Raw genomic sequence first — 22,388 nt, forward strand, 5'->3', positions numbered from 1 at the left:
AAAGGGTTTGCCTGAGTGGATTAAACCGCTAAGTATTGCTTAATCAAATCGTCATCAAGGTTTTCCATTTTATCCGCCGCCACAACACGACCTTTTTCCATCAAACGGAATTCCTTACCAACACGACGGGCGAAGCCAAGTTTTTGCTCAACCAAGATAACCGTTAGGCCTTCTTCTTCGTTGAGTTTCAAAATAACATCGCCAATCTGCTTAACGATATTAGGTTGAATACCTTCATTAGGCTCATCCAAGATCAATACTTTTGGTTCAAGTACCAAAGCACGGCCGATCGCCAATTGCTGTTGCTGACCACCAGACAAGTCACCACCACGGCGGTGTAGCATGTCTTTCAGTACTGGGAAGAGCTCAAAGATTTTTTCTGGAATATCTTTCGGAGAATCCTGAGTACGTTTACCTCGAACAGGCAAACCAATACGTAGATTCTCTTCCACCGTTAACATAGGGAAAATATCTCGCCCTTGGGGAACATAGCCAATACCAGAATAAGCGCGCTTCTCAGCACTTTGCTTATTTAAGATCTGACCTTCCATGGATATTTCACCACTTTTGATCGGCAACAAGCCCATGATGGCTTTCAACAAGGTGGTTTTACCCACCCCGTTACGGCCCATAATGCAGGTAATCGAACCCGGCACTATGTCTAAATCCAAGCCCCAAAGAATTTGCGTACCACCGTAAAGTTGATCCACGTTTTTAATAGAAATCATGCATCCCCTCCTGCGCCGTTCGCTTCGGCTTGTTCCTCACCAAGGTAAACCTCGATAACGTCTTTATTACTTTGGATTTCATCCATTGTGCCTTCCGCCAACACAGAGCCTTGGTGCAATACCGTCACGGTGCGTGCAATACTACGAACAAACTCCATATCATGCTCAACCACAATAACGGTACGCTCACCCGCTAGGGAGGTCAGTAGTTCTGCGGTGCGCTCGGTTTCTTGGGCTGTCATGCCAGCCACTGGCTCATCGATCAACAATAAACGAGGGTCAGCGGCCAACAACATACCAATTTCTAACCACTGTTTTTGACCGTGAGAAAGCGCCCCCGCCAACATAAAGCGATGTTGCTCTAGGCCGATGATTTTCAACACTTCATCGATACGATCAATTTGCGTCGGTGATAAACGAGAGAACAAAGTCGGCAATACAGACTTATCTGTTTTCAGCGACAATTCCAAATTATCAAACACAGTTTGTGCTTCAAATACCGTTGGTTTTTGGAATTTTCGGCCTATGCCCAATTGGGCGATAGCCGCTTCGTCTTTATTCAATAAATTATGGTTTTGACCAAAGAAAACAGAACCAGAATCACACTGGGTTTTACCTGTAATCACGTCCATTAGGGTGGTTTTACCCGCCCCATTGGCACCAATCAAACAACGTAATTCGCCGTCATTCACATACAGGTTCAAATCGTTTAAGGCTTTAAAACCATCAAAACTCAGATTCAATCCTTCTACATAAAGGATGACATCTTTATCTACATTCACATTCGCCTGAGACGATTGCAACATTGGCCAAGTTTGATCTCGGCGAAAGGTTTCTCTTAAGCTTTCAATTGCACTCATGCTTGAGACTCCTCTGATTTTTGTGGCTTGGCTGTTTTACGTTTTGCCATAAGCTGTGCATAAATTCCCATTAAGCCTTTTGGTAAGTACAGGGTAACGAAAACAAACATAGCACCCAGTGCGAACAACCAAGCATCTGGCAGAATCGCGGTAAAACGTGTCTTCGCATAGTTCACTAAGATGGCACCAATCACAGCACCAATTAATGTGCCACGACCACCAACAGCCACCCAGATAACCATCTCAATCGAGTTGATTGGCGAGAACTCACCCGGATTAATGATACCCACTTGAGGTACGTATAAAGCACCTGCAATACCTGCGATAACAGCAGAGTAAACAAACAACCAAACTTTATAACGATCAGTACGGTAGCCAATAAAGCGTGAGCGAGACTCCGCATCACGAATGGCCAATACCACTTTACCGAATCGAGAAGACAGGATGCGCTGGCTGATCACAAACACAATAGCCAACAAGAAAGCAGTAATCATAAACAAGCTAACCCGTGTGGAATCGGCCTGCAAATCAAAGCCCACGATCTCCTTAAAGTCGGTTAGACCATTGTTACCACCAAAGCCCATTTCGTTACGGAAGAAGGCCAATAGCAAGGCGTAGGTCAAGGCTTGAGTCATGATAGACAAGTACACACCCGTCACTCGTGAACGGAATGCCAACCAACCAAATACAAAGGCTAATAATCCTGGTACCAGTACCGCCATAATCATGGCGAACCAAAACTGATCCATGCCGAGCCAGAACCAAGGCAGCTCTTGCCAATCAAGAAAGACCATAAAGTCTGGTAATGTTGGGTGTCCGTAAACGCCTCGATCACCGATCTGACGCATCAAGTACATACCCATGGCATAACCGCCTAAGGCGAAAAAGGCACCGTGACCTAGGCTCAAAATACCGCAATAACCCCAGATAATATCGACCGCTAATGCCAGCATGGCATAACATAAATACTTACCTAACAAGGTTATGGTGTAAGTACTCACATACAGCGCAGAGTCTTCTGGCAAATACAGATTGGCAGCGGATGCCAAGAAAGTGATGGCCAACAGGATCACCACAAAAGGCATGGTGTGTTTCCCCGTTGAACGACCAGAGGAAAACCATTCTTTTAGACGTGTCATTCTGCCGCCCTCCCTTTTTGTGGAAAGAGTCCTTTAGGACGTTTTTGAATAAAGAGGATAATAAACACCAAGACAATAATCGCGGCTAATACGGCACCCGTTGTTGGTTCTAGGAACTTAGTAGCAATACCTAACGAGAAGGCCGCAACCAATGTACCTAATAGGTTACCCACGCCACCAAACACCACCACCATGAAAGAATCTATGATGTAAGCTTGACCAAGGTTTGGACCAACGTTGGTTAACTGGCTCAATGCTACACCTGCTACACCAGCAATACCCGAGCCTAAACCAAAGGTCATAGCGTCAACTCTGTGGGTTTTTACACCCATGGCTTTGGCCATATTACGGTTTTGCGATACGGCACGAACGTTCAAACCAAGGGAAGTTTTGCGCAAAATAGCGACCAAAATAATGAAAACCAACAGGGCAAAAGCAAGGATGTATAAGCGGTTCAAAGTCAGTGACAAAACTGGGTTAATTTCCCATGAGCCACTCATCCAGCTTGGTGTCGATACTTGACGGTTTAGTGGAGAGAAAATGGTTCTTACTAACTGTTGTAAGATCAAGCTAATACCAAAAGTAGCCAATAAGGTTTCTAGAGGTCGACCATGTAAACGACTAATGACCAATCGCTCGATCAAGACACCCATTAAACCAGACACCATGAAGGCAGCAGGAATTGCCACCCAAATAGAATAATCAATATGGTTTGGCATCAGCAGCTGTACCACATAAGTGGTATAAGCGCCTAGCATGATCATCTCACCATGGGCCATATTAATAACGCCCATTACACCAAAGGTAATGGCTAGACCGATGGACGCTAACAACAACACAGAGCCTAAGCTCAAACCAAAGAACAGCTGATCAATAAATGCGAAACGGTTAGCGCGCTGAGCAATTTTTTCTAATGCGCCATTGGCTGCTTTGACAACAGAGGCGTTATCGTCGTTCGTTAATTTGGTTAAATGATTTCGAACACTATTCTCTAAGCTACCAGATAAGGTCTCTATGGCTTTTAAACGACTCGAAACAGTCGCCGCTTTATCATTGGCAACATTAAGTGCCAAAGCTAAACCCATAGCCTCTTTTACTTTCTTATTGGCTTCTTTAGGGTAGAGCTCTTCAATAATCTCAACGGTATTTTTATCTAGCTTCGCCAATAGAGCGTGTACCGCGTCTTCTCGTACCGCAGGCGATTTAGAGGTCAATTGAATGCCAGCAATAGCCTTACGTAAATAAACACGTAACTTGTTGTTCACGCGTATTTTTTTCACTTCTTTACTACCAAAGCTTGGCTTATCAAGGCCATTAACATCTTGGCTTGTGAAAACATCTTGATAACGTTTATCGCCATCTAAGGTGTATTGGCCGACCACATCTTTGGTCGCCCGAACATAATAAAGTTTACCTGCTAATAAGGTGTTAAAAAGTGGCAAAGCGTCTTCACCAGAAGTCGCTTCTATTTTTGCGACAACGGGCTGTAACTTGCTTAGTTTTGTATCCACCAGCTCCGTCAAAAGCTCTTTCGAAATTGGCGATTCAGCACTAAAGGCAGGCAAGGATAAGAGCCCAAAAAGACAGCAGCAAAGTGCGATTAAATGTCTCAAGGTCATACTCCACGTATTGAAGGGTGTATTGCAAAGAAGGCTAGAACAACAACATTCTTTTAAGGAAAAACTAGAACAGCAGATGGGTTAAAAAAGGCCCTCTAACTACAGAGAGAAAGAGGGCCAACATCAGCATAGGAAGTGCTTAACTTAGTAGTTCTGACCAGAACACGCTTTAGTTTTCGTGTTGTAGTTACCGCACTTAACTGGCGCAGTCCAATCAGAAATTAGGTCTTTAGAACCTGGTAGGAAATCAGACCATGCGTCACCCGCAACAACACCATCTGTTGACCAAACCACTTCGAATTGACCGTCGTCTTGAATCTCACCGATTAGAACAGGCTTGCTCAAGTGGTGGTTTTTGTTCATTACCGCAACACCACCAGTTAGGTTAGGTGTTTCTTGACCAATCATTGCTTGCTCAACCGCGTCTACGTCAGTAGTACCCGCTTCAGTAACAGCGTTAGCCCACATTTTGAAACCGATGTAAGTCGCTTCCATTGGGTCGTTAGTTACACGGTTTGCATCTTTAGTGAAGGCTTTCCACTTAGTGATGAACTCTTCGTTTGCATCGCTTTCAACACTTTGGAAGTAGTTCCATGCTGCTAGGTGACCTACTAGAGGGCCAGTGTCTAGACCAGAAAGTTCTTCTTCACCTACAGAGAAGGCTACAACTGGAATGTCTTCTGCAGAGATACCTTGGTTACCCAATTCTTTGTAGAAAGGTACGTTTGCGTCACCATTGATAGTAGAAACAACCGCTGTTTTCTTACCTTCGCTACCGAATTTCTTAACATCAGAAACGATTGACTGCCAATCAGAATGACCGAAAGGTGTGTAGTTGATCATGATGTCGCTAGCCGCAACGCCTTTTGCTTTTAGGTAAGCTTCAAGGATTTTGTTCGTTGTACGTGGGTAAACGTAGTCAGTACCCGCTAGAACAAAACGCTCAACACCTAGTTCGTTGATCAAGTAATCAACTGCTGGGATAGCCTGTTGGTTCGGCGCAGCACCTGTGTAGAAAACGTTTTTAGAAGATTCTTCACCTTCGTACTGTACTGGGTAGAACATCAAACCGTTCAACTCTTCCAATACTGGTAATACAGACTTACGAGATACAGAAGTCCAGCTACCGAAGATAACGTCAACTTTCTCTTGCTCAAGAAGTTCACGACCTTTCTCAGCAAATAAAGGCCAGTTAGATGCAGGGTCAACAACCACTGCTTCTAGTTTCTTGCCTAGCAAGCCACCTTTTTTGTTCTGATCTTCAACCATCATAAGAACAGTGTCTTTAAGAGTTGTTTCAGAAATCGCCATCGTACCTGATAGAGAGTGAAGTACACCAACCTTGATTGTGTCCGCCGCCATAGATGGCAGGGCAATTAAAGTCGCACCAGAAAGAGCAATCGCAGAAGCAAGCGTTTTAAGTTTCATTTGTTAAACCGTCCTATTGAGATTGAGAAGTTGATTAAAAACTTGGTAATAAGAAGTCAAAGAATTTTCCCTTCCTTCGTATCAGTGACTTAAGTATTAAAAAAGCACGGCAAGAAAGGTATGCGCGAAACACCCTAGAGGAGTACGTCAAATGACGCATATGTGATAATTAATATTAGATAGGTATTACTATTTGGCTTGAAGTTTCGTCTGTTTCACTAGTATTTCTCGCATATAACGAATAAAAACTTCTTTGCTTCTGCCTCTTTTACAGATTAATGAAAAAGGCGCCTGATACCCAAAAACACTCGGGAGTAATGGCCTAAGCTGTCCACTACTAACCAAATTTTGGGCATAATGCTCAGGTAAGTAGCCAACGTATTTACCTGACAAAATCAGTGTGAGTTGAGCCTCCATACTTTCTACCGTAGCCGTACTATGGCCAAACCCCTTTTGACGCAAATCAGCACTATTCCAGTAACTGCGGGTCACTAATCCACACTCTATGACCTGATCTTGTGTAATACGTTTTTGCTCAAACAATGGATTCAAATGGCTGCAATACAACCAATGTTGCTCTCGATACAACTTTTCTTCCACTACATTATTAACACTAGAGGGGTAGTTCCCAATCGCCATATCTAATTCATTATTAAGGATCCCCTGGACTTGTTCATAGGGACTACGCACTTGCAAGTTAAGATGCACTGCAGGAAATTTTTCATTAAATTGTCTAATAATAGCGGGCATAGAAAGCGCTTTATCCAATACGGTAGCGTCTAACACCGCAATTCGAAAAGTACCCCCAAGGTCACCTTTGAGGGTTTGCGCGTGTCGCTCTAGATTATTTAATTCATCAAGCAGTTTTATCGTTTGATGAAAGAATTGCTGGCCTTTTTCTGTTAATCGAAAGCCCGACCGCCCTCTTTGACACAGTACAAAGCCCACATAAGCTTCTAGCTCACTCATATAATTACTGATTGCTGACGTAGAGAGATTTAGCGTCTGTTGCGCACCAGCATAGCCTTGATTTTTAACAACAGTAACAAACACCTCTAACAAACGAACATTAATATGTTTGTCCATGCATCCCCCTGCAAATAATTACTTCAGTAATTCATGAAGTAATTATTTAGGATCTGGTATTTAACAGTCAAGACCTCTTTTCTAGTATCGGAGTTATTCAATAAAACATACAAAGAGAAGATGAGCGTATGTCAACAGAGAAAATATTCCATCAACCACAAAGCGGTAACGACATGCCTCGCTTTGGAGGTCGTGCCACCATGATGAGACTACCTTTCGTTGAGAACTTGGACGAACTAGATGTAGCTTATATTGGTATACCATTAGACGTTGGCACATCACAAAGAGCTGGTACTCGCTATGGACCACGACAAATTCGTGCAGAGTCGGTAATGATACGCCCTTACAACATGGCCACAGGTGCGGCTCCATTTGATTCTTTATCTGTAGGTGACATTGGTGATGTGCCAATCAATACCTATAACCTTCTCAAGTCAGTCGACATCATTGAGGAATATTACACCAAGCTGAACCCTTACCCTCTGATCCCTCTGACACTGGGTGGCGATCACACATTAACACTACCGATTTTAAGAGCATTGAAAAAGAAGCATGGCCCTGTGGGATTGATCCATATAGATGCGCACACAGACACCAACGACAACATGTTTGGTGAAAAAATAGCCCACGGCACCACCTTTCGTCGTGCTGTAGAAGAAGGTTTATTGGATTGTGAGCGAGTAGTACAGATTGGCCAACGGGCACAAGGCTACTCAGCCGAAGACTTTAAATGGGGCGAAAACCAAGGTTTTCAGTTGGTTACAGCTGAACAATGCTGGCATAAGTCTCTAGAACCCTTGATGACAGAAGTACGTAAAAAAATGGGCGATAAGCCTGTTTATCTTTCTTTTGATATTGATGGCATTGATCCTGCTTGGGCTCCGGGCACAGGTACGCCAGAAGTAGGTGGTTTAACCTCAATTCAAGGCCTTGAAATTATCCGTGGATGCAAGGGTTTAAAGCTTATTGGAGGTGACCTTGTGGAAGTCTCTCCACCTTACGATGTGAGTGGTAACACCTCGCAACTTGCCGCCAATTATTTGTACGAGATGCTCTGCGTTTTGCCTAATGTAAACTACCGATAATCTCACTTTTCTAGTGATAAAAGACAGGCTACAGCACGATGAAACTAGAACTTTTTCGCACTCTATGGGGCGTATCAACACCATTAGATGAAATAGCCCACAAACTGAAAGAAGTCGGCTTTCAAGGTGTGGAAGCCCGTTTACCGTTAACAAAAGAAAAGCGTGAGGCATTCAAACTAGCATTAAAGCGAAATGAGCTGGATTACATCGCTATTCTATTTTCTGGTGGAAATGTAATCCCAAATCAAACTGAAACGCCACAAGATCACTTGGCGCGTTTTAGAACGCAAATTGAATTTGCAGCAGAGCTCAATGCGACGTTCATCAATGTGCTACCGGGTAATGATCGCTGGAGTATGTCGCAAAACGTGGATTTCTTTGGTGAAGCGCAAATGCTGTCCGAAAAATCTGGCATGGTTTGCAGCTTTGAAACACATCGTAGCACCTCTTTGTATAGCCCATGGCTGACATTAGAGCTGATTCGTCAGTTACCAGAGCTCAAGTTCACCATGGACATTAGTCATTGGGTATTGGTGTGTGAGCGCTTATTGAATCAAGCGGAAGATGATCTATCCGAGTTTTTAAAACGGGTGTATCACATTCAAGCCCGCGTGGGGTATGACCAAGGCGCACAAGTCCCTCACCCAGCTGCACCAGAATATCAACAAGAGTTGAAGTTTCATCAAAACATGTGGGAAAGGGTTTGGCAGTACCATCAACAGCAAGGTCGAATCACTACCACCATGACCACAGAGTTTGGCCCCGATGGTTATTTACATCATCTGCCATTTACTAATGTACCCGTGGCGGATTTATGGTCATTAAATGATTGGATCGCTACCGAAGAACAAGCGCATTTCAAACACTTTATTGAAAATAACTTAACTAAAAACTGAACACGGAAAAGCCAAAAACAGTAGGAGTAATGGGCAGATGACTTCCCAAAAAACAACATTTACACGCATTCCCGTAGTCAATGTCGCGGGATTATTTAGTGATTCCCTCACTGAGCGCCAGACCGTTGCAGAAGAAATGGGCAAAGCTGCCCGAGAAGTGGGTTTTTTATACGTCACGGGGCACGGTATTCCTGCCGAGAAGATCCAAGCTCTAAGAAGCGCTGCAAAGAAGTTCTTCGCACAATCCCTAGAAGATAAAATGCGCTACTACATCGGCACATCGAAGACCCATAAAGGCTTTGTACCAGAAGGCGAAGAGATATATGGCACAGGTAAGCCAGATAAGAAAGAAGCCTTTGATATTGGCTTCCCTGCCCCAGAAGATCATCCCTATGTTTTAAAAAACACACCCCTCATTGGAGCGAACGATTGGCCCCCTTTAGCGGGATTCAAAGATCCTGCGCTGGACTATTACGACACAGTATTTGCTTTTGGTAGAAAGCTGTTCTCTGGCTTTGCCTTGGCTCTTTCCCTTGAAGAAGACTACTTCGAAAGCATGGTTACCTGCCCACCCGCCAAGCTGCGATTGATTCATTACCCTTACGACAGTGAAGTGGAAGACCGTCCAGGTATTGGCGCTCATACAGATTACGAGTGCTTCACTATGTTGCTATCTGATCAACCGGGTTTAGAAGTAATGAACGACGACGGTGTTTGGATAGACGCTCCGCCATTAAAAAATGGTGAAGAAGAGGCCTTGGTCATCAACATCGGCGATATGCTGGAAGTGTTGACTGCTGGGGAGTTTGTGGCGACCTCACACCGTGTACGCAAAGTGGCGCAAGAGCGTTATTCATTCCCACTGTTTTTTGCCTGTGACTACGACACTTTGATTCGGCCTTTACCGCAATTTGATAAAGGCACAACCGATTATAAGGAACTAAGTATTGGCGATCACATGTACAGCCAAGCACTACAAACATATCGCTATTTACGTGAAAAGGTCACTCGAGGAGAACTGTCTTTGCCTGAAAGAGCAACCGATGTTGCTACTTTTGGTCACCTAAAGAATAACAATAATGACTAAATAAGCCCTAGTCATTCTAGAAAAACTTAACTACACAAACGAAGAATCAACCACAGAGGAACTATCTTATGAAAAAGATCACCAGTGCAATTGTGTCGACATTATCAATATTAACTACAGGGCTTCTTTGCCAAACAGCCGTTGCTTCAACTACGATGACTGAAGGCAAAATGGTTGTTGGTATGGACATTACTTACCCACCGTTTGAGTCCTATGATGGGGACAAAGTAATTGGCTTTGATCCAGAATTAGCCGCTCTCTTGGGTGAGCAAATTGGCGCAACACCTGAGTTTTCGAACAACAGTTTTGCAAGCTTAATTTTAGGGCTTAAGTCCAATAAGTTTGATGTAGTGATGTCTGGAATGTACATCCTACCCAAGCGACTAAAAGTGGTCGATGCGATCCCTTATGCTCGTACTGGTGCGTCTATCATTGTTAAAAAAGGTAGTTCAATCCAGCCTCAATCAGAAAAAGACCTGTGTGGTGTAAAAGTGGGCGTTCAACAGGGTGAATCCTATGTTGGTAGTCTAAATGAATTATCAGAAACCTACTGTAAACCGAATGGCAAGCCTGCTGTTATTGTGCAAGAGTTCCCTTCTGCTCCTGAAGCCGTTCAAGCCATTCTATCTGGCAACATACAAGCACAAATTCTAATTGATGCTGCTGCAAAGCTGATGGTTGAAAAAACTAAAGGTCGTGTAGAAGTGAGTACTCCAGACCTTGTTTATGCTTCAACTATTGGTCTTTTCCTCAGCAAAGAGAATCAAGCATTGAAAAAAGACCTTGAGAAAGCGATGGCTACCATTACTAAAAATGGCTCTTTACCTGCATTACTTGAGAAGTACGAACTGACTCCAGCCTTTAAATAGGCTGGTTTCTTTTCATTTTTTATTTAAACATTCGCCCTGTTATTTGGTTATTTTTTTGAGGAGCAGCTATGAATTTGGATTGGGGATATTTCTTCTCATTATTTACCATGTCAGCCTTTTACCAAGCCTGTGTCACTGTCATTACCTTAAGTACTCTTGGCTGGTTCTTTGGCTTAATACTGGGCTTTGTTACTGCCTGTGCAAAAATGTCCACCAGCCGCTGGTTAAACATTCCAGCGGGAGTATTTATCTGGTTTTTCCGCAGCGTTCCTCTATTGGTCGTGCTGGTGTTTGTGTATAACTTACCTCAGCTTTTCCCTGCCACTGGGCCGTTTCTCGGTGTTCCATATTTTGCTGGCTTAGTCAGCTTGGTAGTGACTGAAGCCGCCTATATGGCAGAGATACATCGCAGTGGTTTATTGGCGGTTGGTAAAGGACAAAAAGAAGCGGGTCATGCGCTTAATATTGGCTTTCTCGGTATACAACGTTTGATCGTTATTCCCCAAGCCTTACGCATATCTATGCCAGCTTTAACCAACGAATACATTACTGCAATAAAACTAAGCTCATTAGTATCTGCCATTTCCTTGCCCGAGTTACTGCAAACAGGTCAACGCTTGTACTCACAAAATTTCCTTGTCATGGAAACTCTGCTCGCTGTCGCTGTGTATTACGTAGGGATAGTCACCATCTTTGGTGGTGCCCTGCAATGGCTGGAAAAAAGATGGATGTGCCTTCTCGTAAGCCAGACACACTCACTGATGAACAATGTAATGCTCTACGCCAAAACGCAATAGCGATGCCAGAAAGACAAGCAGTAACTGGTAAGAAAACTGAAAAGGGTCAACCACCAGCTTTGCAATTAATGAAGATTCGCAAGCAATTTGGTGAGCATGAAGTACTGAAAAAAATCGACATGAACATAGGTATTGGTGAAGTCATTAGCATCATTGGCCCTTCTGGCTCTGGTAAAACGACTCTGATTCGTACCGTAAACAGGTTAGAAACCCTGAATGGTGGCGAGGTAGTGTTGTTTGGTGAAGACTTCATTAAAGGTGGCTTGTCACTTAACAGGCAACAAGTTCGCAGTGGTATGCAACGCATCGGCATGGTATTTCAGAATTTCAATCTATTCCCTCACAAGACAGCGTTGGAAAACATTATGCTGGCACCGCGTTACCACGGAACCACAGGCAATGCCGAACTGAATCGTCAACAGGCCTTATTCCTCTTAGACCGTGTTGGTTTATTGGCTCACGCTAACAAATACCCTCATCAGTTATCTGGTGGCCAGCAACAACGGGTGGCTATTGCCAGAACCCTAGCACTGTCTCCAGATATTATTCTATTCGATGAGCCGACTTCAGCTCTTGACCCAGAGATGGTTGGAGAGGTGTTAAAAGTGATTCAAGAATTAGCAAAAGAAGGCATGACCTTAATCATTGTCACCCATGAGATGGATTTTGCTTTGTCTGTTTCAGATCGGGTCGTCATGATGGAACATGGTGTTGTGCAAGCTGATGCTAGACCACAAAGCATTCTGAAAGCGGATAACAGCACCCCTGAACTTCTGCGCATACGAGAATTTATGGGCATAGAGAATACCGATGCCGCAGACTCTACAAGGAGCGAACCCTAATGCTGAAAACCGAATTAGAATTACGCCAAGACCTCGCTGCTGCCTATCGTTTAGCAGCCATGCTTGGCTGGGAAGATACCCTATACACACATTTTTCTGTACGCCTTCCGGGAGATGGCGAACCGCGATTTTTGATTAACCCGTTTGGCTTTATGTTTGATGAAATCTGTGCCAGTGATTTAATAGTGGTGAATTTAGATGGGCAAGTGGTAGAAGGAAATGCAGATTACAATCCAGCAGGCTTCACCATCCACAGCGCCGTGCATATGGCCAGAGAAGACGCCCATTGCGTGATTCATACCCATACCTTGGCGGGCATGGCTGTCGCTTCATGTGAGAAAGGCTTGTTAAATATTAACCAAATTAGTGCAGAGTTTCATGGCCGTTTGGGCTACCACAAGTACGAAGGTGTAGCGTTTAATCTAGAAGAGCGCGAGCGTATTCAGGACTCCTTGGGAGAGAACATTGCTTTGATGTTAGTGAATCATGGGTTGTTAAGTGTTGGGGAAACAGTCGCCGACGCTTTTCAGATCATGTATTACCTTAACAAAGCCTGCGAAATTCAATTGGCCGCGGGACAAATGAGCGGATTATCACCTATTACAACCATTTCTGACGAATTGGCAACATATGTTTCAGAGCAATTTAAAAAAGTTGAGCATGAGCGCCATACCGTATGGAAAGCTTGGTTACGTAAATTAGACCGCATCGATGACTCCTACAAACAATAAGTAGGAAAGGATCTATCGTGAATAGCATTATCTTATTGGCTAGTAATGAGATAAGTTTTAACCAAGAACTAATCGAATACGCAAAAAAGCATAGGCCCGACACCGAATGGGTACTACCAGATGATGAGCGCGCGTCTCTAGCAAAAGTCGCCGCTTGTTGGTTTCCAGATAAAGAAATACTAAAGAGCTTCCCTAACCTCCAACTTCTTCATTCGTTAGCTGCTGGAGTAGAGCATCTTGATGAGAAATTATTAACTGCGGGACTCCCTATTTGTCGTATCGTCGATAAACACCAACAACAAGGTATGTTTGAATATGTTTTGTGGGGGGTACTTCATGCACATAGAGATTTTGATCGGGCTATTGAAAACCAAAAAAATTGCCTCTTTGAACGTTACGCCCAATGCCCTGCTAAACACATACATATCAGTGTTTTAGGTCTTGGCGTGCTTGGTAAGCACGTGGCACAGTCCTTAGCATCGTTCGGTTATACCGTTTCAGGTTGGTCAAAATCGCCAAAAAGTCTCGACAAAGTAAATTGTTTTTCTGGTGAAGACTCACTAGATAGCCTATTAGAAAAAACCGATATTTTGGTCAACCTATTACCATTAAGTTCAGCAACCTATCACATTTTAAGTAAGCCTTTGTTTGATACCTTACCTAAAGGCTCATATGTAATTAATTGCGGTCGCGGTGGTCATGTAAAAGACGAAGATTTAATCAATGCAGTCACTTCTGGCCACTTACGTGGCGCTTTGCTAGATGTCTTTGAGGAGGAACCTCTGCCTGCGTCACATCCCTTTTGGCACACCGAAAGGGTCGTTATTACTCCTCATATGGCATCTGCCGCATCTATCTCTGTAATAGTGGATCAAGTATCAGATAACACCCATAGTCTATTAATGAATCAAGCTTTACAAAACACCATAGACACAACTAAAGGCTATTAATTTTTATTGATGAGTAACATTCAACTCATTGGAGGAAGGCATGATTGATACCGCCAGCATCAGCATAGACCAAATTCGTCAACACGGATTGCCAGCAGCCACATTTAGAAACAAAGATATTTATCAGCAAGAGTGTGATGCGATATTAAAAAATGGTTGGGCGAGTATTGGCTGCGGCCAACAAATACTAAACTCTGGCGATATATTACCTGCACAGTTATTTGGTCAATCGCTCATTGCTCTTCGCAACAAAGACGGTGAAATCGGTGTTTTTCACAACATTTGCCGCCATAAAGCCGCTCCTTTGGTTGATGAACCATGTAATAAGCGCGCTTTGATGTGCCCATATCATAAGTGGTCATTCAATATGAGTGGGGAGCTGATAAATGCCCCTCTCTACTTTGGTAATAAAAAACAAAAAATGTCGGCCGAAGACAAAGCAGATAAAGGTCTGATCCCTGTCCGTTTTGCTATTTGGTGGGATATTATTTTTGTAAACATTGATGGGGCGGCAGATCCATTCGTCGACTTTATTCAGCCTATTGAAAAACAATTGACCGCCTATTCGCCTGAGGACATTCGCATAATAAACACCACAGACTATGAGGGTCAGGTGAATTGGAAACTAGCAATTGACAACTTTCTAGATGGTTATCATGTACCTTTTGTACATTCCCAAGCCTGTAATGTAAAAGCAGCTCTTGGACAAGAAGAGTTATTCCTATCAGATAATATCGTCGGTTTACGCCTCGCAAATGGAGCCAGCTCGAAGCCTAAAAAAACCAGTAAACAACTACCCCATTTCTCTGGTTTACCTACTGAGAAACAGGGCACTCAACAGTGGTTTTGTATTTTTCCTAACACATTATTTTTTATCGATCCTTGCTGGGTACAAACTATTGTAATCAAGCCGATGGGAGAAGAAAGTACCGCCGAGTCCTTGAGTATTTATGTAGTCAGTAAAGAGGCCGCCAGTGAGGGTTACGAAGCAGAGAGAACAAGCTTGGATGCAGTACTAAACGAGGTTAATCAACAGGATATCGACTTGCTGGATAAGCTCCAACATACTCGCAGTAACGACATAGCCAACAAAGGTCACCTCATTCCAGCATGGGACAACGTCAGCATGGCTTTTCATCAGACATGGCTAAAGAAAATGAACCATAACGAGCGATAATAATGAATGAACGGAACTACTCATTAGGCCAAGTCGGTGATCATGAGATCAAGCAGTTAAAAGTATTCAAAATGGTTGTCGACTGTGGCGGCTTTTCTGCCGCCGAAACCATGCTTAACATAGGTCGTTCGACCATCAGCTCACACATTACCAATTTGGAAGCTCGACTCAATCTTGTGCTTTGTAAACGCGGCCGAGGGGGGTTCTCTCTCACTGAGGAAGGGCGTGTCATTTATCAAATGACAGAAAACTTGCTAGAATCTCTCGACTCATTTCGCACCACGGTGAATAACCTTAACAGCAGCCTGACAGGCAAGTTAAGGATCGCATCCTCAGATAACATTAGCCTTGACCCTCGTTGCTATTTCCCTAGGTTGATACAAGATTTTTCAAGCACAGCACCTGATGTATTTATCAACACCAATGTGTCGTCTATGGCAAAAATAGAACGTATGGTACTCAACGACGAGGCGGATATTGGCTTTATTCCCTACCACCGTAAACTAGAAGGCTTGGAATACTTCCACCTCTATAATGACCAATGTTACCTATACTGCAGGCAAGACCACCCTCTCACGACTATGAATGAAGCCGACCAAGATATCCATATCAATACATTCCCAGCGACTCATGCAGGATTAAAGCCTCATGAATCAATCAGCACAAAAATTGCCAATATGAATTTAAAAGCAGTTTCTTATTTCTACGATAGTCGATTAGCACTTATTCTATCCGGACAATTCATTGGTTTCTTACCAGAGCAATATGCCCAAAGCTACGTTGACCAAGAACAAATCGTATCTATTAAACCTCAAAATAATCACTACACTCTTGGCATTGCAGTGATTTATAAAAAAACAAACCAACCTAACAAAGCCCGTGAATTATTCCTTGATATACTAAGCAGAATATTCAAAGAAACACGTTCTGCTCCTTATTAGCCCCTAAATAAAAAAAACCACTCATGATGAGTGGTTAAAAAGAGCGATGTAGAAAAGCATAGCCTTTCACTCCATCACTTTCGCACGGAAGACCTTAAACTAAGGATTTGAAGCAGCGAGTGAAGATATCCATCCCTTCATCAATGATACTCATCTCAATGGTGAGTGCTGGTAGAAAACGAATCACATTGCCACGAATACCACAGGATAAAAGCACAAGGCCATGTTCAGCGGCCTTTGCTGACAAGGCTTTAGTCAGCTCAGTATTCGGCTGTTTTACGTCCCCTCTCTTCACTAATTCAATGGCAATCATGGCACCTGTTTGACGAAGATCACCGATAATCTCTGGGTACTCGGTTTGTAGCTTTTTTAGGTGCTGCACAAAACGCTGACCAACTTGCTCTGCGCGTCGACACAATTGCTCTTCTTCAATCACATCAAATACAGCCAATCCCGCCGCACAGCCTACAGGTGAACCACCATAAGTACCGCCCAATCCACCGGGGTGAGGCGCATCCATGATCTCTGCTTTGCCAACCACGGCAGCAATAGGAAAACCACCAGCAATGCCTTTGGCCGCTGTCATTAAGTCCGCTTCAATACCCGCTTGTTCATGACAAAATAGAGTACCGGTACGAGCAAAGCCCGTTTGTATCTCGTCTAAAATCAGCAGAATGCCATGCTCATCACAAATGGTTCTTAAGGACTGTAGAAAACTGGCTGATGCTTTATAAAAACCACCTTCACCCTGTATTGGCTCAATAATGATGGCCGCTACTTGGGAAGCCTCAATATCACAGCTAAAACGCATTTTGAGTTCGTTCAACGCTTGCTCTTCACTAATACCTAGATAGTCATTGGGAAATGCCACATGGTAAATATCGTTTGGAAAAGGACCAAAACCCACTTTATAAGGGGCAACTTTACCTGTTAATCCCATGGTCATATTGGTACGACCATGAAAGCCTGCATTAAAGGCAATAACACCCGGCCTACCAGTATAAGAACGGGCAATCTTCACGCAGTTTTCTACCGCTTCCGCCCCTGTTGTCACAAAAATGGATTTCTTCGGCGTTTCACCCGGCGCTGCTGCATTAAGCTTTTCAGCCAAGGCAACGGCGGATTCATAGGGGCTGACCATCACACAGGTATGCGTAAAATGTTCGACTTGTTGTTGTACGGCCGCTTTCACTTTTGGGTGGTTATGACCTGTGTTGACCACTGCAATACCAGCACCAAAATCAATATGACGCTTGCCTTCCACATCCCATAGCTCTGCATTGAGTGCGCGTTCCACATAAACAGGTGCCATGTTGCCTTGACCACGTGCCATGGCTGCTTCTTTACGTTGCTGTAATTCTGTGTTCTTCATTGTCTATTACCTTAAAAGTTCACCTTGTGGTTCCAATACAAAGAAAATGCGCGACAAGGCTTACACCAAACCACCCATGCATAGGTATTTAATTTCTACGTATTCGTCGATGCCGTATTTAGAGCCTTCACGACCACTGCCCGATTCTTTCATGCCACCAAACGGTGCTACTTCACTGGAAATTAGACCTTCATTAATTCCAACTAAACCGTATTCCAAGGCTTCACCTACTCGCCAAGTTCGGCCGATGTTTTGTGTATAGAAGTAAGCGGCCAAGCCAAATGGTGTATCGTTCGCGAGCGCAATGGCTTCTCCTTCTGTGCTAAAACGGAACAAAGGAGCAACTGGGCCGAAGATTTCATTGGAGAAAATCGCCATATCTTGGGTAACATTCGTTAAGATCGTTGGCTCAAAAAATTGTGCACCTGCTTCGCAGGCTTTTACACCACCAAGTAGTGTTTTCGCGCCTTTCCTCACAGCGTCTTGTACTAATTCTTCAACTTTATTGATGGCGGCTGGATTAATTAGTGGGCCAATGGTGACCCCATCTTTAAAGCCTTCTCCTGTTTCAAAGGTGGCAACTCGTGCCGCAAGCTTTTCCGCAAAGGCATCGTAAACACCATCTTGGACAAGAATTCGATTGGCGCACACACAAGTTTGACCCGCATTACGGTATTTTGAGGCAATGGCTCCTTCAACAGCGGCATCTAAATCTGCATCATCAAAAACAATAAAAGGTGCGTTACCACCCAATTCCATTGAGGTACGTTTAACTGTTTGTGCACACTGGGACAATAGTAATTTGCCTACTGGTGTTGAGCCTGTGAAACTGAGCTTACGCACCGTTGGGTGACTGGTCAGCACACCGCCAATGGCTTTCGCGTCTTTGCCCACAACTACATTGAGTACACCTACAGGAATGCCAGCTTGATGAGCCAGTTCCGCTAAGGCCAAGGCTGACAATGGCGTTTCATCAGACGGTTTAATCACAATGGTACAACCCGCTGCCAAAGCAGGGCCTGCTTTACGAGTAATCATGGCAATGGGGAAGTTCCAAGGCGTAATAGCCGCAACCACACCAATGCCTTGCTTGATAGTTAACACACGACGATCATTAGCAAATGTTGGGATAACATCACCGTACAAACGGCGTGCTTCATCCGCAAACCAATCAATAAAAGAAGCGCCGTAGACCACTTCCCCTTTGGCTTCTGCCAGTGGTTTGCCTTGTTCTAACGTCATTAGACTTGCTAAGTCATCTTGATTCTCGAGTATGAGCTGATTCCAGCGGCGTAGTAGTGTAGCTCGTTCTTTAGCTGTTAGCGTTTGCCAGCTTTTCTGGGCTTTTTCGGCAGCTTCTATTGCTAAGGTGGTTTCATCAGCGCCTGAATCGGACACCTCCATAAGGTGCTCACCATTTGCTGGATTAATAACAGAAAAGGTTTTCCCTGATTTAGGCCCTACCCATGTACCAGCAATATAAGACTTGCTTTTAACCAGGGTAGTTTGTGTGAGCAGTTTTTTCATAAGGTCTCAACTTAACTCTTTTATTACCGTCAAAACACGATATTAAGCAAAGCTGGTAGAGAAAAAAATGAGACGGTATCAACCTAATGTTTGAAGTAGATCAAACTTTCCCACACAGGATAGAAATAACAACTATGTTGAGATAAGAGAACATCATTATATGAGTGAAAGAGCTTGAGCAAGGTTACTTTAAGCAGTTAAAAACTGCTCCTTCATAGCCTAACAATCACGTCATTAGTACCCGCAGAATATTCAATAGCACTTCGCTGTGAGACGACTTACAGTAATCAGAATCTCTTGCTACTTCTATAATGTAAAAAAACAATCACTTATCCCAATAAGGGGAAGTGCCGTAAACACTTGAAAAGTAATCAATAAATGCACGTACTTTAGGGGCAAGCTGGCGGCTACTTGGATAAACCGCCCAAATATCCGTTTCTGACACTAGTGGAAAATCCGTTAAAACTTTCACTAAAGAGCCCTTTCTCAACTCTTCATAGGCAATCCATGTAGAACAAATCGTCAAACCTAACCCTTGCACACAAGCATCTTTTACCGCCTCGCCATGGTCAGCACGAAAGTTACCGTGGACTTTAATAGTTTGCTTGCCTTCTGGCGTGTCGAACTGCCAATGCTCAAACCCAGCTAAAGAAATACATTGATGATCACGCAGATCTTTTGGTGTTTTCGGTTGACCATGTAAACGAATATAGTCAGGAGAGGCGCAAACCACTCGTGTATCTGTGGCTAACTTTCTGGCAATTAGGCTAGAGCTTTTCAATTGTGCATTACGAATCGCCACATCAAAGCCCCCTTCTACTAAATCCACAATGGAATCAGAAAAACGACAATCCACTTCCAGCTTTGGATATGCCTCCATAAAGCCCTTCATCGCTGGCATCAAATGCATGCGACCAAAAGAAGAAGGCACGGTAATTCTGAGTTTTCCTGTTGGTGAGGCATTGCCAGCACCCACAGAGGCACGAGCCGCTTCGACACTGGACAGCACATCTTCAGCATGGGGTAAGAAGTCCGCACCGTCTTCCGTGAGCGACACTTTTCGTGTCGTCCTATGAACCAGACGGACTCCCAGCTCTCGCTCTAGTTTATTGATGTAGTTGCTTGCCACCGCAGCTGAGATATCAAGCTCTTGACCAGCTTGGCTGATATTTTGGGTTCTGGCTATGCGGACAAAAAGACGTAAATGCTCAATATTCATATCATTATCAACAAAGTGTAAAAACTAATTTTAATTATATACATATTATCAACAGTTAGACATTTAATTACCATTTACTCATTCAAAATTATCAGTAATTTTTAAAGGACATTATTATGAAAGCCATGGTCATCAATGAGTTCGGTAACAGCAATGTATTCACCGCAGCTGAAGTTGCAAAGCCCCAAGCTACTTCAGGACACATTGTGGTAAAAGTGGCCGCTAGCAGTGTTAATCCTGTGGACTATAAAATTCGTGAGTTTGGTGCCAATTTCCCTTTTGCTCCAAAATTACCAGAAGCCATATTAGGGATGGATTTCGCTGGTGTAGTCGATGCCGTAGGCGATGATGTAACAGACTACAAAGTAGGAGATGAAGTATATGGCTGTGCTGGCGGTTTAGGAAATCTAGCAGGCAGCCTTGCGGAATACATGCTCGTGGATACTCGTTTAGTGGCGAAAAAGCCCACCAACCTCACAATGAGAGAAGCCGCAGCATTACCCTTGGTTGCCATTACTGCCTACGAAGGCTTGCAACGTGCAGGTGTTTCAGCGGGGCAAAATGTTTTAATCCATGGGGGCTCAGGTGGTGTTGGTCACATTGCGGTTCAATTGGCAAAATACCTTGGCGCAAACGTTTCCGCGACAGGGGGTGGTGACAAGCAAATCGCATTAATCGAGAGCTTTGGCGCCCAAGGGATTAACTACAAAACCCAGAGCGTTACAGACTATGTTCAGCAATATACAAGCGGACAAGGCTTTGACGCTATTTATGACACAGTGGGCGATAAGAACCTTCTAAACTCAATTGAAGCGGCTGCGCTGAATGGTCAAATTGCGACCACCAGCACCATGTCGGAACTGGACCTTACCTTTGCCCATTTAAAAGGGCTTTCCCTTCATGTGGTATTTATGCTGATCCCTATGATTCACAACAAGGGTCGAGAAGTTCATGGCAATATCCTTGCGGAAGTCGCTAGAATTGTTGAAGCAGGACACTTAAAACCCGTACTGGCAGAGAAACCATTTTCTTTAGAGCAAGTAGCTGAAGCCCATGATTATGCAGAAAGCGGTCAAGCTATGGGTAAAGTCGTGCTGAGTCATTAAGGAAAATAATTTAAAAGACTAATTAAGAAGGATCACAAGACATGTCAAAACACATACTGATAACAGGGGCGACCGATGGCATTGGTCTGCTCACTGCTGAAAAGTTAGTCACCCAAGGGCACCATGTACTCATCCATGGCCGTAATGCCAAAAAACTTGAAGCGGTTAAAGATAAGCTTATTGCCCTTGATAAAGGCAGCGTTACCTCTTTCCAAGCTGACTTATCCAATCTGTCTGAGGTTAGAGGCTTAATACAAGAGATCACAGCGAGCGTTGCGCACTTGGATGTCATTATTAACAACGCAGGTGTCTACAAAACGAATGCCCCAGTAGTCGAAAACAACCTCGACGTTCGCTTCGTAGTTAACACCATTGCGCCCTATTTGTTGACCAAACATCTGATGCCGCTGATGCCATCAACTGGAAGAGTAGTTAACTTATCTTCAGCAGCCCAAGCACCTGTGGATTTCAAAGCATTGAATGGTGACTACCCAATTGATAATCAGCTGAGTGCTTATGCTCAAAGTAAGTTAGCCATTACCATGTGGACTCGTCATTTATCAAAAGTTTTAGATGATAGTTCGTCTATTGTCATTGCCGTCAACCCGGGCTCTTTATTGGCCAGCAAGATGGTAAAAGAAGGTTTCGGAATGGAAGGCAAAGACCTGAGCATCGGCGCTAACATCTTGATAAAAGCCAGTTTGGACGACAGTTTCAAAGAAGCGTCAGGCTTATATTTTGATAATGACATTGGGCAATTTTCCGAGCCCCATCAGGCCGCTTTGGATGCAAGCCAATGTGAAAGACTCGTCAGCGTGATGGAAGAACTGAGTAAACCACTTTCCCTCTAAGTCTATTACTAACTGACAAAAAGAAACGCCCCTGAATGACCTAGCACTCAGGGGCGCTTTTTATCATTATTTAGAATT

General features: G+C 43.8%; 21 protein-coding genes. 12 read left to right on the forward strand and 9 right to left on the reverse strand.

Annotation, left to right across the window (positions count from 1 at the left end; genetic code table 11):
* Positions 1-20 precede the first annotated feature (20 nt).
* The 6 genes from urtE to OFY17_RS11680 form a co-directional block, all read right to left on the reverse strand.
* On the reverse strand, positions 21-728 hold the full coding sequence (urtE, locus tag OFY17_RS11655; protein ID WP_263530906.1) for an urea ABC transporter ATP-binding subunit UrtE: 708 nt from the start codon (positions 726-728) through the stop codon (positions 21-23).
* Positions 725-1,588: an urea ABC transporter ATP-binding protein UrtD gene (gene urtD, locus OFY17_RS11660; protein WP_263530907.1), complete on the reverse strand. Its 864-nt coding sequence runs from the start codon at positions 1,586-1,588 to the stop codon at positions 725-727. Before urtD ends, urtE begins: the two co-directional genes overlap by 4 nt.
* Positions 1,585-2,727, reverse strand: coding sequence for an urea ABC transporter permease subunit UrtC (gene urtC, locus OFY17_RS11665; protein WP_263530908.1), 1,143 nt, complete (start codon positions 2,725-2,727; stop codon positions 1,585-1,587). The genes urtD and urtC overlap by 4 nt, the downstream gene beginning before the upstream one ends.
* Positions 2,724-4,346: an urea ABC transporter permease subunit UrtB gene (gene urtB, locus OFY17_RS11670; RefSeq protein ID WP_263530909.1), complete on the reverse strand. Its 1,623-nt coding sequence runs from the start codon at positions 4,344-4,346 to the stop codon at positions 2,724-2,726. Before urtB ends, urtC begins: the two co-directional genes overlap by 4 nt.
* A 144-nt stretch (positions 4,347-4,490) precedes the next feature.
* On the reverse strand, positions 4,491-5,774 hold the full coding sequence (urtA, locus tag OFY17_RS11675) for an urea ABC transporter substrate-binding protein (RefSeq protein WP_263530910.1): 1,284 nt from the start codon (positions 5,772-5,774) through the stop codon (positions 4,491-4,493).
* Positions 5,775-5,963: 189 nt separating this feature from the next.
* The gene (locus OFY17_RS11680; RefSeq protein WP_263530911.1) at positions 5,964-6,860 is read right to left on the reverse strand and encodes a LysR family transcriptional regulator; all 897 of its coding nucleotides are present in this window, start codon (positions 6,858-6,860) and stop codon (positions 5,964-5,966) included.
* A gap of 128 nt (positions 6,861-6,988) precedes the next feature.
* Here OFY17_RS11680 and speB point away from each other — a divergent pair, with 128 nt between their 5' ends.
* The 10 genes from speB (at position 6,989) to OFY17_RS11730 (ending at position 16,235) form a co-directional block, all read left to right on the forward strand.
* Positions 6,989-7,945, forward strand: coding sequence for an agmatinase (speB, locus tag OFY17_RS11685; RefSeq protein ID WP_263530912.1), 957 nt, complete (start codon positions 6,989-6,991; stop codon positions 7,943-7,945).
* A 38-nt stretch (positions 7,946-7,983) separates the two neighbouring features.
* Positions 7,984-8,841: a sugar phosphate isomerase/epimerase family protein gene (locus tag OFY17_RS11690; RefSeq protein WP_263530913.1), complete on the forward strand. Its 858-nt coding sequence runs from the start codon at positions 7,984-7,986 to the stop codon at positions 8,839-8,841.
* Between the two features lie 37 nt (positions 8,842-8,878).
* Positions 8,879-9,928, forward strand: a complete 1,050-nt coding sequence (locus tag OFY17_RS11695; protein WP_263530914.1) for an isopenicillin N synthase family dioxygenase — start codon at positions 8,879-8,881, stop codon at positions 9,926-9,928.
* A 68-nt stretch (positions 9,929-9,996) separates the two neighbouring features.
* On the forward strand, positions 9,997-10,797 hold the full coding sequence (locus tag OFY17_RS11700) for a transporter substrate-binding domain-containing protein (RefSeq protein ID WP_263530915.1): 801 nt from the start codon (positions 9,997-9,999) through the stop codon (positions 10,795-10,797).
* A gap of 68 nt (positions 10,798-10,865) precedes the next feature.
* Positions 10,866-11,594: an amino acid ABC transporter permease gene (locus OFY17_RS11705; protein ID WP_263530916.1), complete on the forward strand. Its 729-nt coding sequence runs from the start codon at positions 10,866-10,868 to the stop codon at positions 11,592-11,594.
* The gene (locus tag OFY17_RS11710; protein ID WP_263530917.1) at positions 11,507-12,436 is read left to right on the forward strand and encodes an amino acid ABC transporter ATP-binding protein; all 930 of its coding nucleotides are present in this window, start codon (positions 11,507-11,509) and stop codon (positions 12,434-12,436) included. The genes OFY17_RS11705 and OFY17_RS11710 overlap by 88 nt, the downstream gene beginning before the upstream one ends.
* Positions 12,436-13,167: a class II aldolase/adducin family protein gene (locus OFY17_RS11715; RefSeq protein ID WP_263530918.1), complete on the forward strand. Its 732-nt coding sequence runs from the start codon at positions 12,436-12,438 to the stop codon at positions 13,165-13,167. The genes OFY17_RS11710 and OFY17_RS11715 overlap by 1 nt, the downstream gene beginning before the upstream one ends.
* 17 nt (positions 13,168-13,184) lie before the next feature.
* Positions 13,185-14,117 carry a 2-hydroxyacid dehydrogenase gene (locus OFY17_RS11720; protein WP_263530919.1) on the forward strand — a complete coding sequence of 311 codons (933 nt, stop codon included), beginning with the start codon at positions 13,185-13,187 and terminating at the stop codon, positions 14,115-14,117.
* Positions 14,118-14,157: 40 nt separating this feature from the next.
* Positions 14,158-15,294 (forward strand): aromatic ring-hydroxylating oxygenase subunit alpha, encoded by a 1,137-nt coding sequence (locus OFY17_RS11725; RefSeq protein WP_263530920.1) that lies wholly within the window; start codon positions 14,158-14,160, stop codon positions 15,292-15,294.
* 2 nt (positions 15,295-15,296) lie between these two features.
* The gene (locus OFY17_RS11730; RefSeq protein ID WP_263530921.1) at positions 15,297-16,235 is read left to right on the forward strand and encodes a LysR family transcriptional regulator; all 939 of its coding nucleotides are present in this window, start codon (positions 15,297-15,299) and stop codon (positions 16,233-16,235) included.
* Between the two features lie 94 nt (positions 16,236-16,329).
* Here OFY17_RS11730 and gabT read toward each other — a convergent pair whose 3' ends face one another.
* The 3 genes from gabT to OFY17_RS11745 all read right to left on the reverse strand — a co-directional run bounded on the left by gabT (position 16,330) and on the right by OFY17_RS11745 (position 20,353).
* Positions 16,330-17,607, reverse strand: coding sequence for a 4-aminobutyrate--2-oxoglutarate transaminase (gabT, locus tag OFY17_RS11735; RefSeq protein ID WP_263530922.1), 1,278 nt, complete (start codon positions 17,605-17,607; stop codon positions 16,330-16,332).
* A 60-nt stretch (positions 17,608-17,667) separates the two neighbouring features.
* Positions 17,668-19,134 carry an NAD-dependent succinate-semialdehyde dehydrogenase gene (locus OFY17_RS11740; protein WP_263530923.1) on the reverse strand — a complete coding sequence of 489 codons (1,467 nt, stop codon included), beginning with the start codon at positions 19,132-19,134 and terminating at the stop codon, positions 17,668-17,670.
* Positions 19,135-19,459: 325 nt separating this feature from the next.
* Positions 19,460-20,353 (reverse strand): LysR family transcriptional regulator, encoded by an 894-nt coding sequence (locus tag OFY17_RS11745; RefSeq protein WP_263530924.1) that lies wholly within the window; start codon positions 20,351-20,353, stop codon positions 19,460-19,462.
* A gap of 116 nt (positions 20,354-20,469) precedes the next feature.
* On the opposite strand from OFY17_RS11745, the gene OFY17_RS11750 reads away from it, so the two are divergent.
* Together OFY17_RS11750 and OFY17_RS11755 are read left to right on the forward strand one after the other, a co-directional pair.
* Positions 20,470-21,459: a zinc-dependent alcohol dehydrogenase family protein gene (locus tag OFY17_RS11750; protein WP_263530925.1), complete on the forward strand. Its 990-nt coding sequence runs from the start codon at positions 20,470-20,472 to the stop codon at positions 21,457-21,459.
* A 41-nt stretch (positions 21,460-21,500) separates the two neighbouring features.
* The gene (locus OFY17_RS11755; RefSeq protein ID WP_263530926.1) at positions 21,501-22,310 is read left to right on the forward strand and encodes an SDR family NAD(P)-dependent oxidoreductase; all 810 of its coding nucleotides are present in this window, start codon (positions 21,501-21,503) and stop codon (positions 22,308-22,310) included.
* The last annotated feature ends 78 nt before the right edge of the window (positions 22,311-22,388 follow it).

The organism is Marinomonas sargassi (assembly GCF_025716875.1).
Lineage (GTDB): Bacteria > Pseudomonadota > Gammaproteobacteria > Pseudomonadales > Marinomonadaceae > Marinomonas > Marinomonas sargassi.

Coding starts and splice junctions, on each gene's coding strand:
- urtE (WP_263530906.1), bottom strand. CDS start 728: ATGATTTCTATTAAAAACGTGGATCAACTTTACGGTGGTACGCAAATT.
- urtD (WP_263530907.1), bottom strand. CDS start 1,588: ATGAGTGCAATTGAAAGCTTAAGAGAAACCTTTCGCCGAGATCAAACT.
- urtC (WP_263530908.1), bottom strand. CDS start 2,727: ATGACACGTCTAAAAGAATGGTTTTCCTCTGGTCGTTCAACGGGGAAA.
- urtB (WP_263530909.1), bottom strand. CDS start 4,346: ATGACCTTGAGACATTTAATCGCACTTTGCTGCTGTCTTTTTGGGCTC.
- urtA (WP_263530910.1), bottom strand. CDS start 5,774: ATGAAACTTAAAACGCTTGCTTCTGCGATTGCTCTTTCTGGTGCGACT.
- OFY17_RS11680 (WP_263530911.1), bottom strand. CDS start 6,860: ATGGACAAACATATTAATGTTCGTTTGTTAGAGGTGTTTGTTACTGTT.
- speB (WP_263530912.1), top strand. CDS start 6,989: ATGTCAACAGAGAAAATATTCCATCAACCACAAAGCGGTAACGACATG.
- OFY17_RS11690 (WP_263530913.1), top strand. CDS start 7,984: ATGAAACTAGAACTTTTTCGCACTCTATGGGGCGTATCAACACCATTA.
- OFY17_RS11695 (WP_263530914.1), top strand. CDS start 8,879: ATGACTTCCCAAAAAACAACATTTACACGCATTCCCGTAGTCAATGTC.
- OFY17_RS11700 (WP_263530915.1), top strand. CDS start 9,997: ATGAAAAAGATCACCAGTGCAATTGTGTCGACATTATCAATATTAACT.
- OFY17_RS11705 (WP_263530916.1), top strand. CDS start 10,866: ATGAATTTGGATTGGGGATATTTCTTCTCATTATTTACCATGTCAGCC.
- OFY17_RS11710 (WP_263530917.1), top strand. CDS start 11,507: ATGGCTGGAAAAAAGATGGATGTGCCTTCTCGTAAGCCAGACACACTC.
- OFY17_RS11715 (WP_263530918.1), top strand. CDS start 12,436: ATGCTGAAAACCGAATTAGAATTACGCCAAGACCTCGCTGCTGCCTAT.
- OFY17_RS11725 (WP_263530920.1), top strand. CDS start 14,158: ATGATTGATACCGCCAGCATCAGCATAGACCAAATTCGTCAACACGGA.
- OFY17_RS11730 (WP_263530921.1), top strand. CDS start 15,297: ATGAATGAACGGAACTACTCATTAGGCCAAGTCGGTGATCATGAGATC.
- gabT (WP_263530922.1), bottom strand. CDS start 17,607: ATGAAGAACACAGAATTACAGCAACGTAAAGAAGCAGCCATGGCACGT.
- OFY17_RS11740 (WP_263530923.1), bottom strand. CDS start 19,134: ATGAAAAAACTGCTCACACAAACTACCCTGGTTAAAAGCAAGTCTTAT.
- OFY17_RS11745 (WP_263530924.1), bottom strand. CDS start 20,353: ATGAATATTGAGCATTTACGTCTTTTTGTCCGCATAGCCAGAACCCAA.
- OFY17_RS11750 (WP_263530925.1), top strand. CDS start 20,470: ATGAAAGCCATGGTCATCAATGAGTTCGGTAACAGCAATGTATTCACC.
- OFY17_RS11755 (WP_263530926.1), top strand. CDS start 21,501: ATGTCAAAACACATACTGATAACAGGGGCGACCGATGGCATTGGTCTG.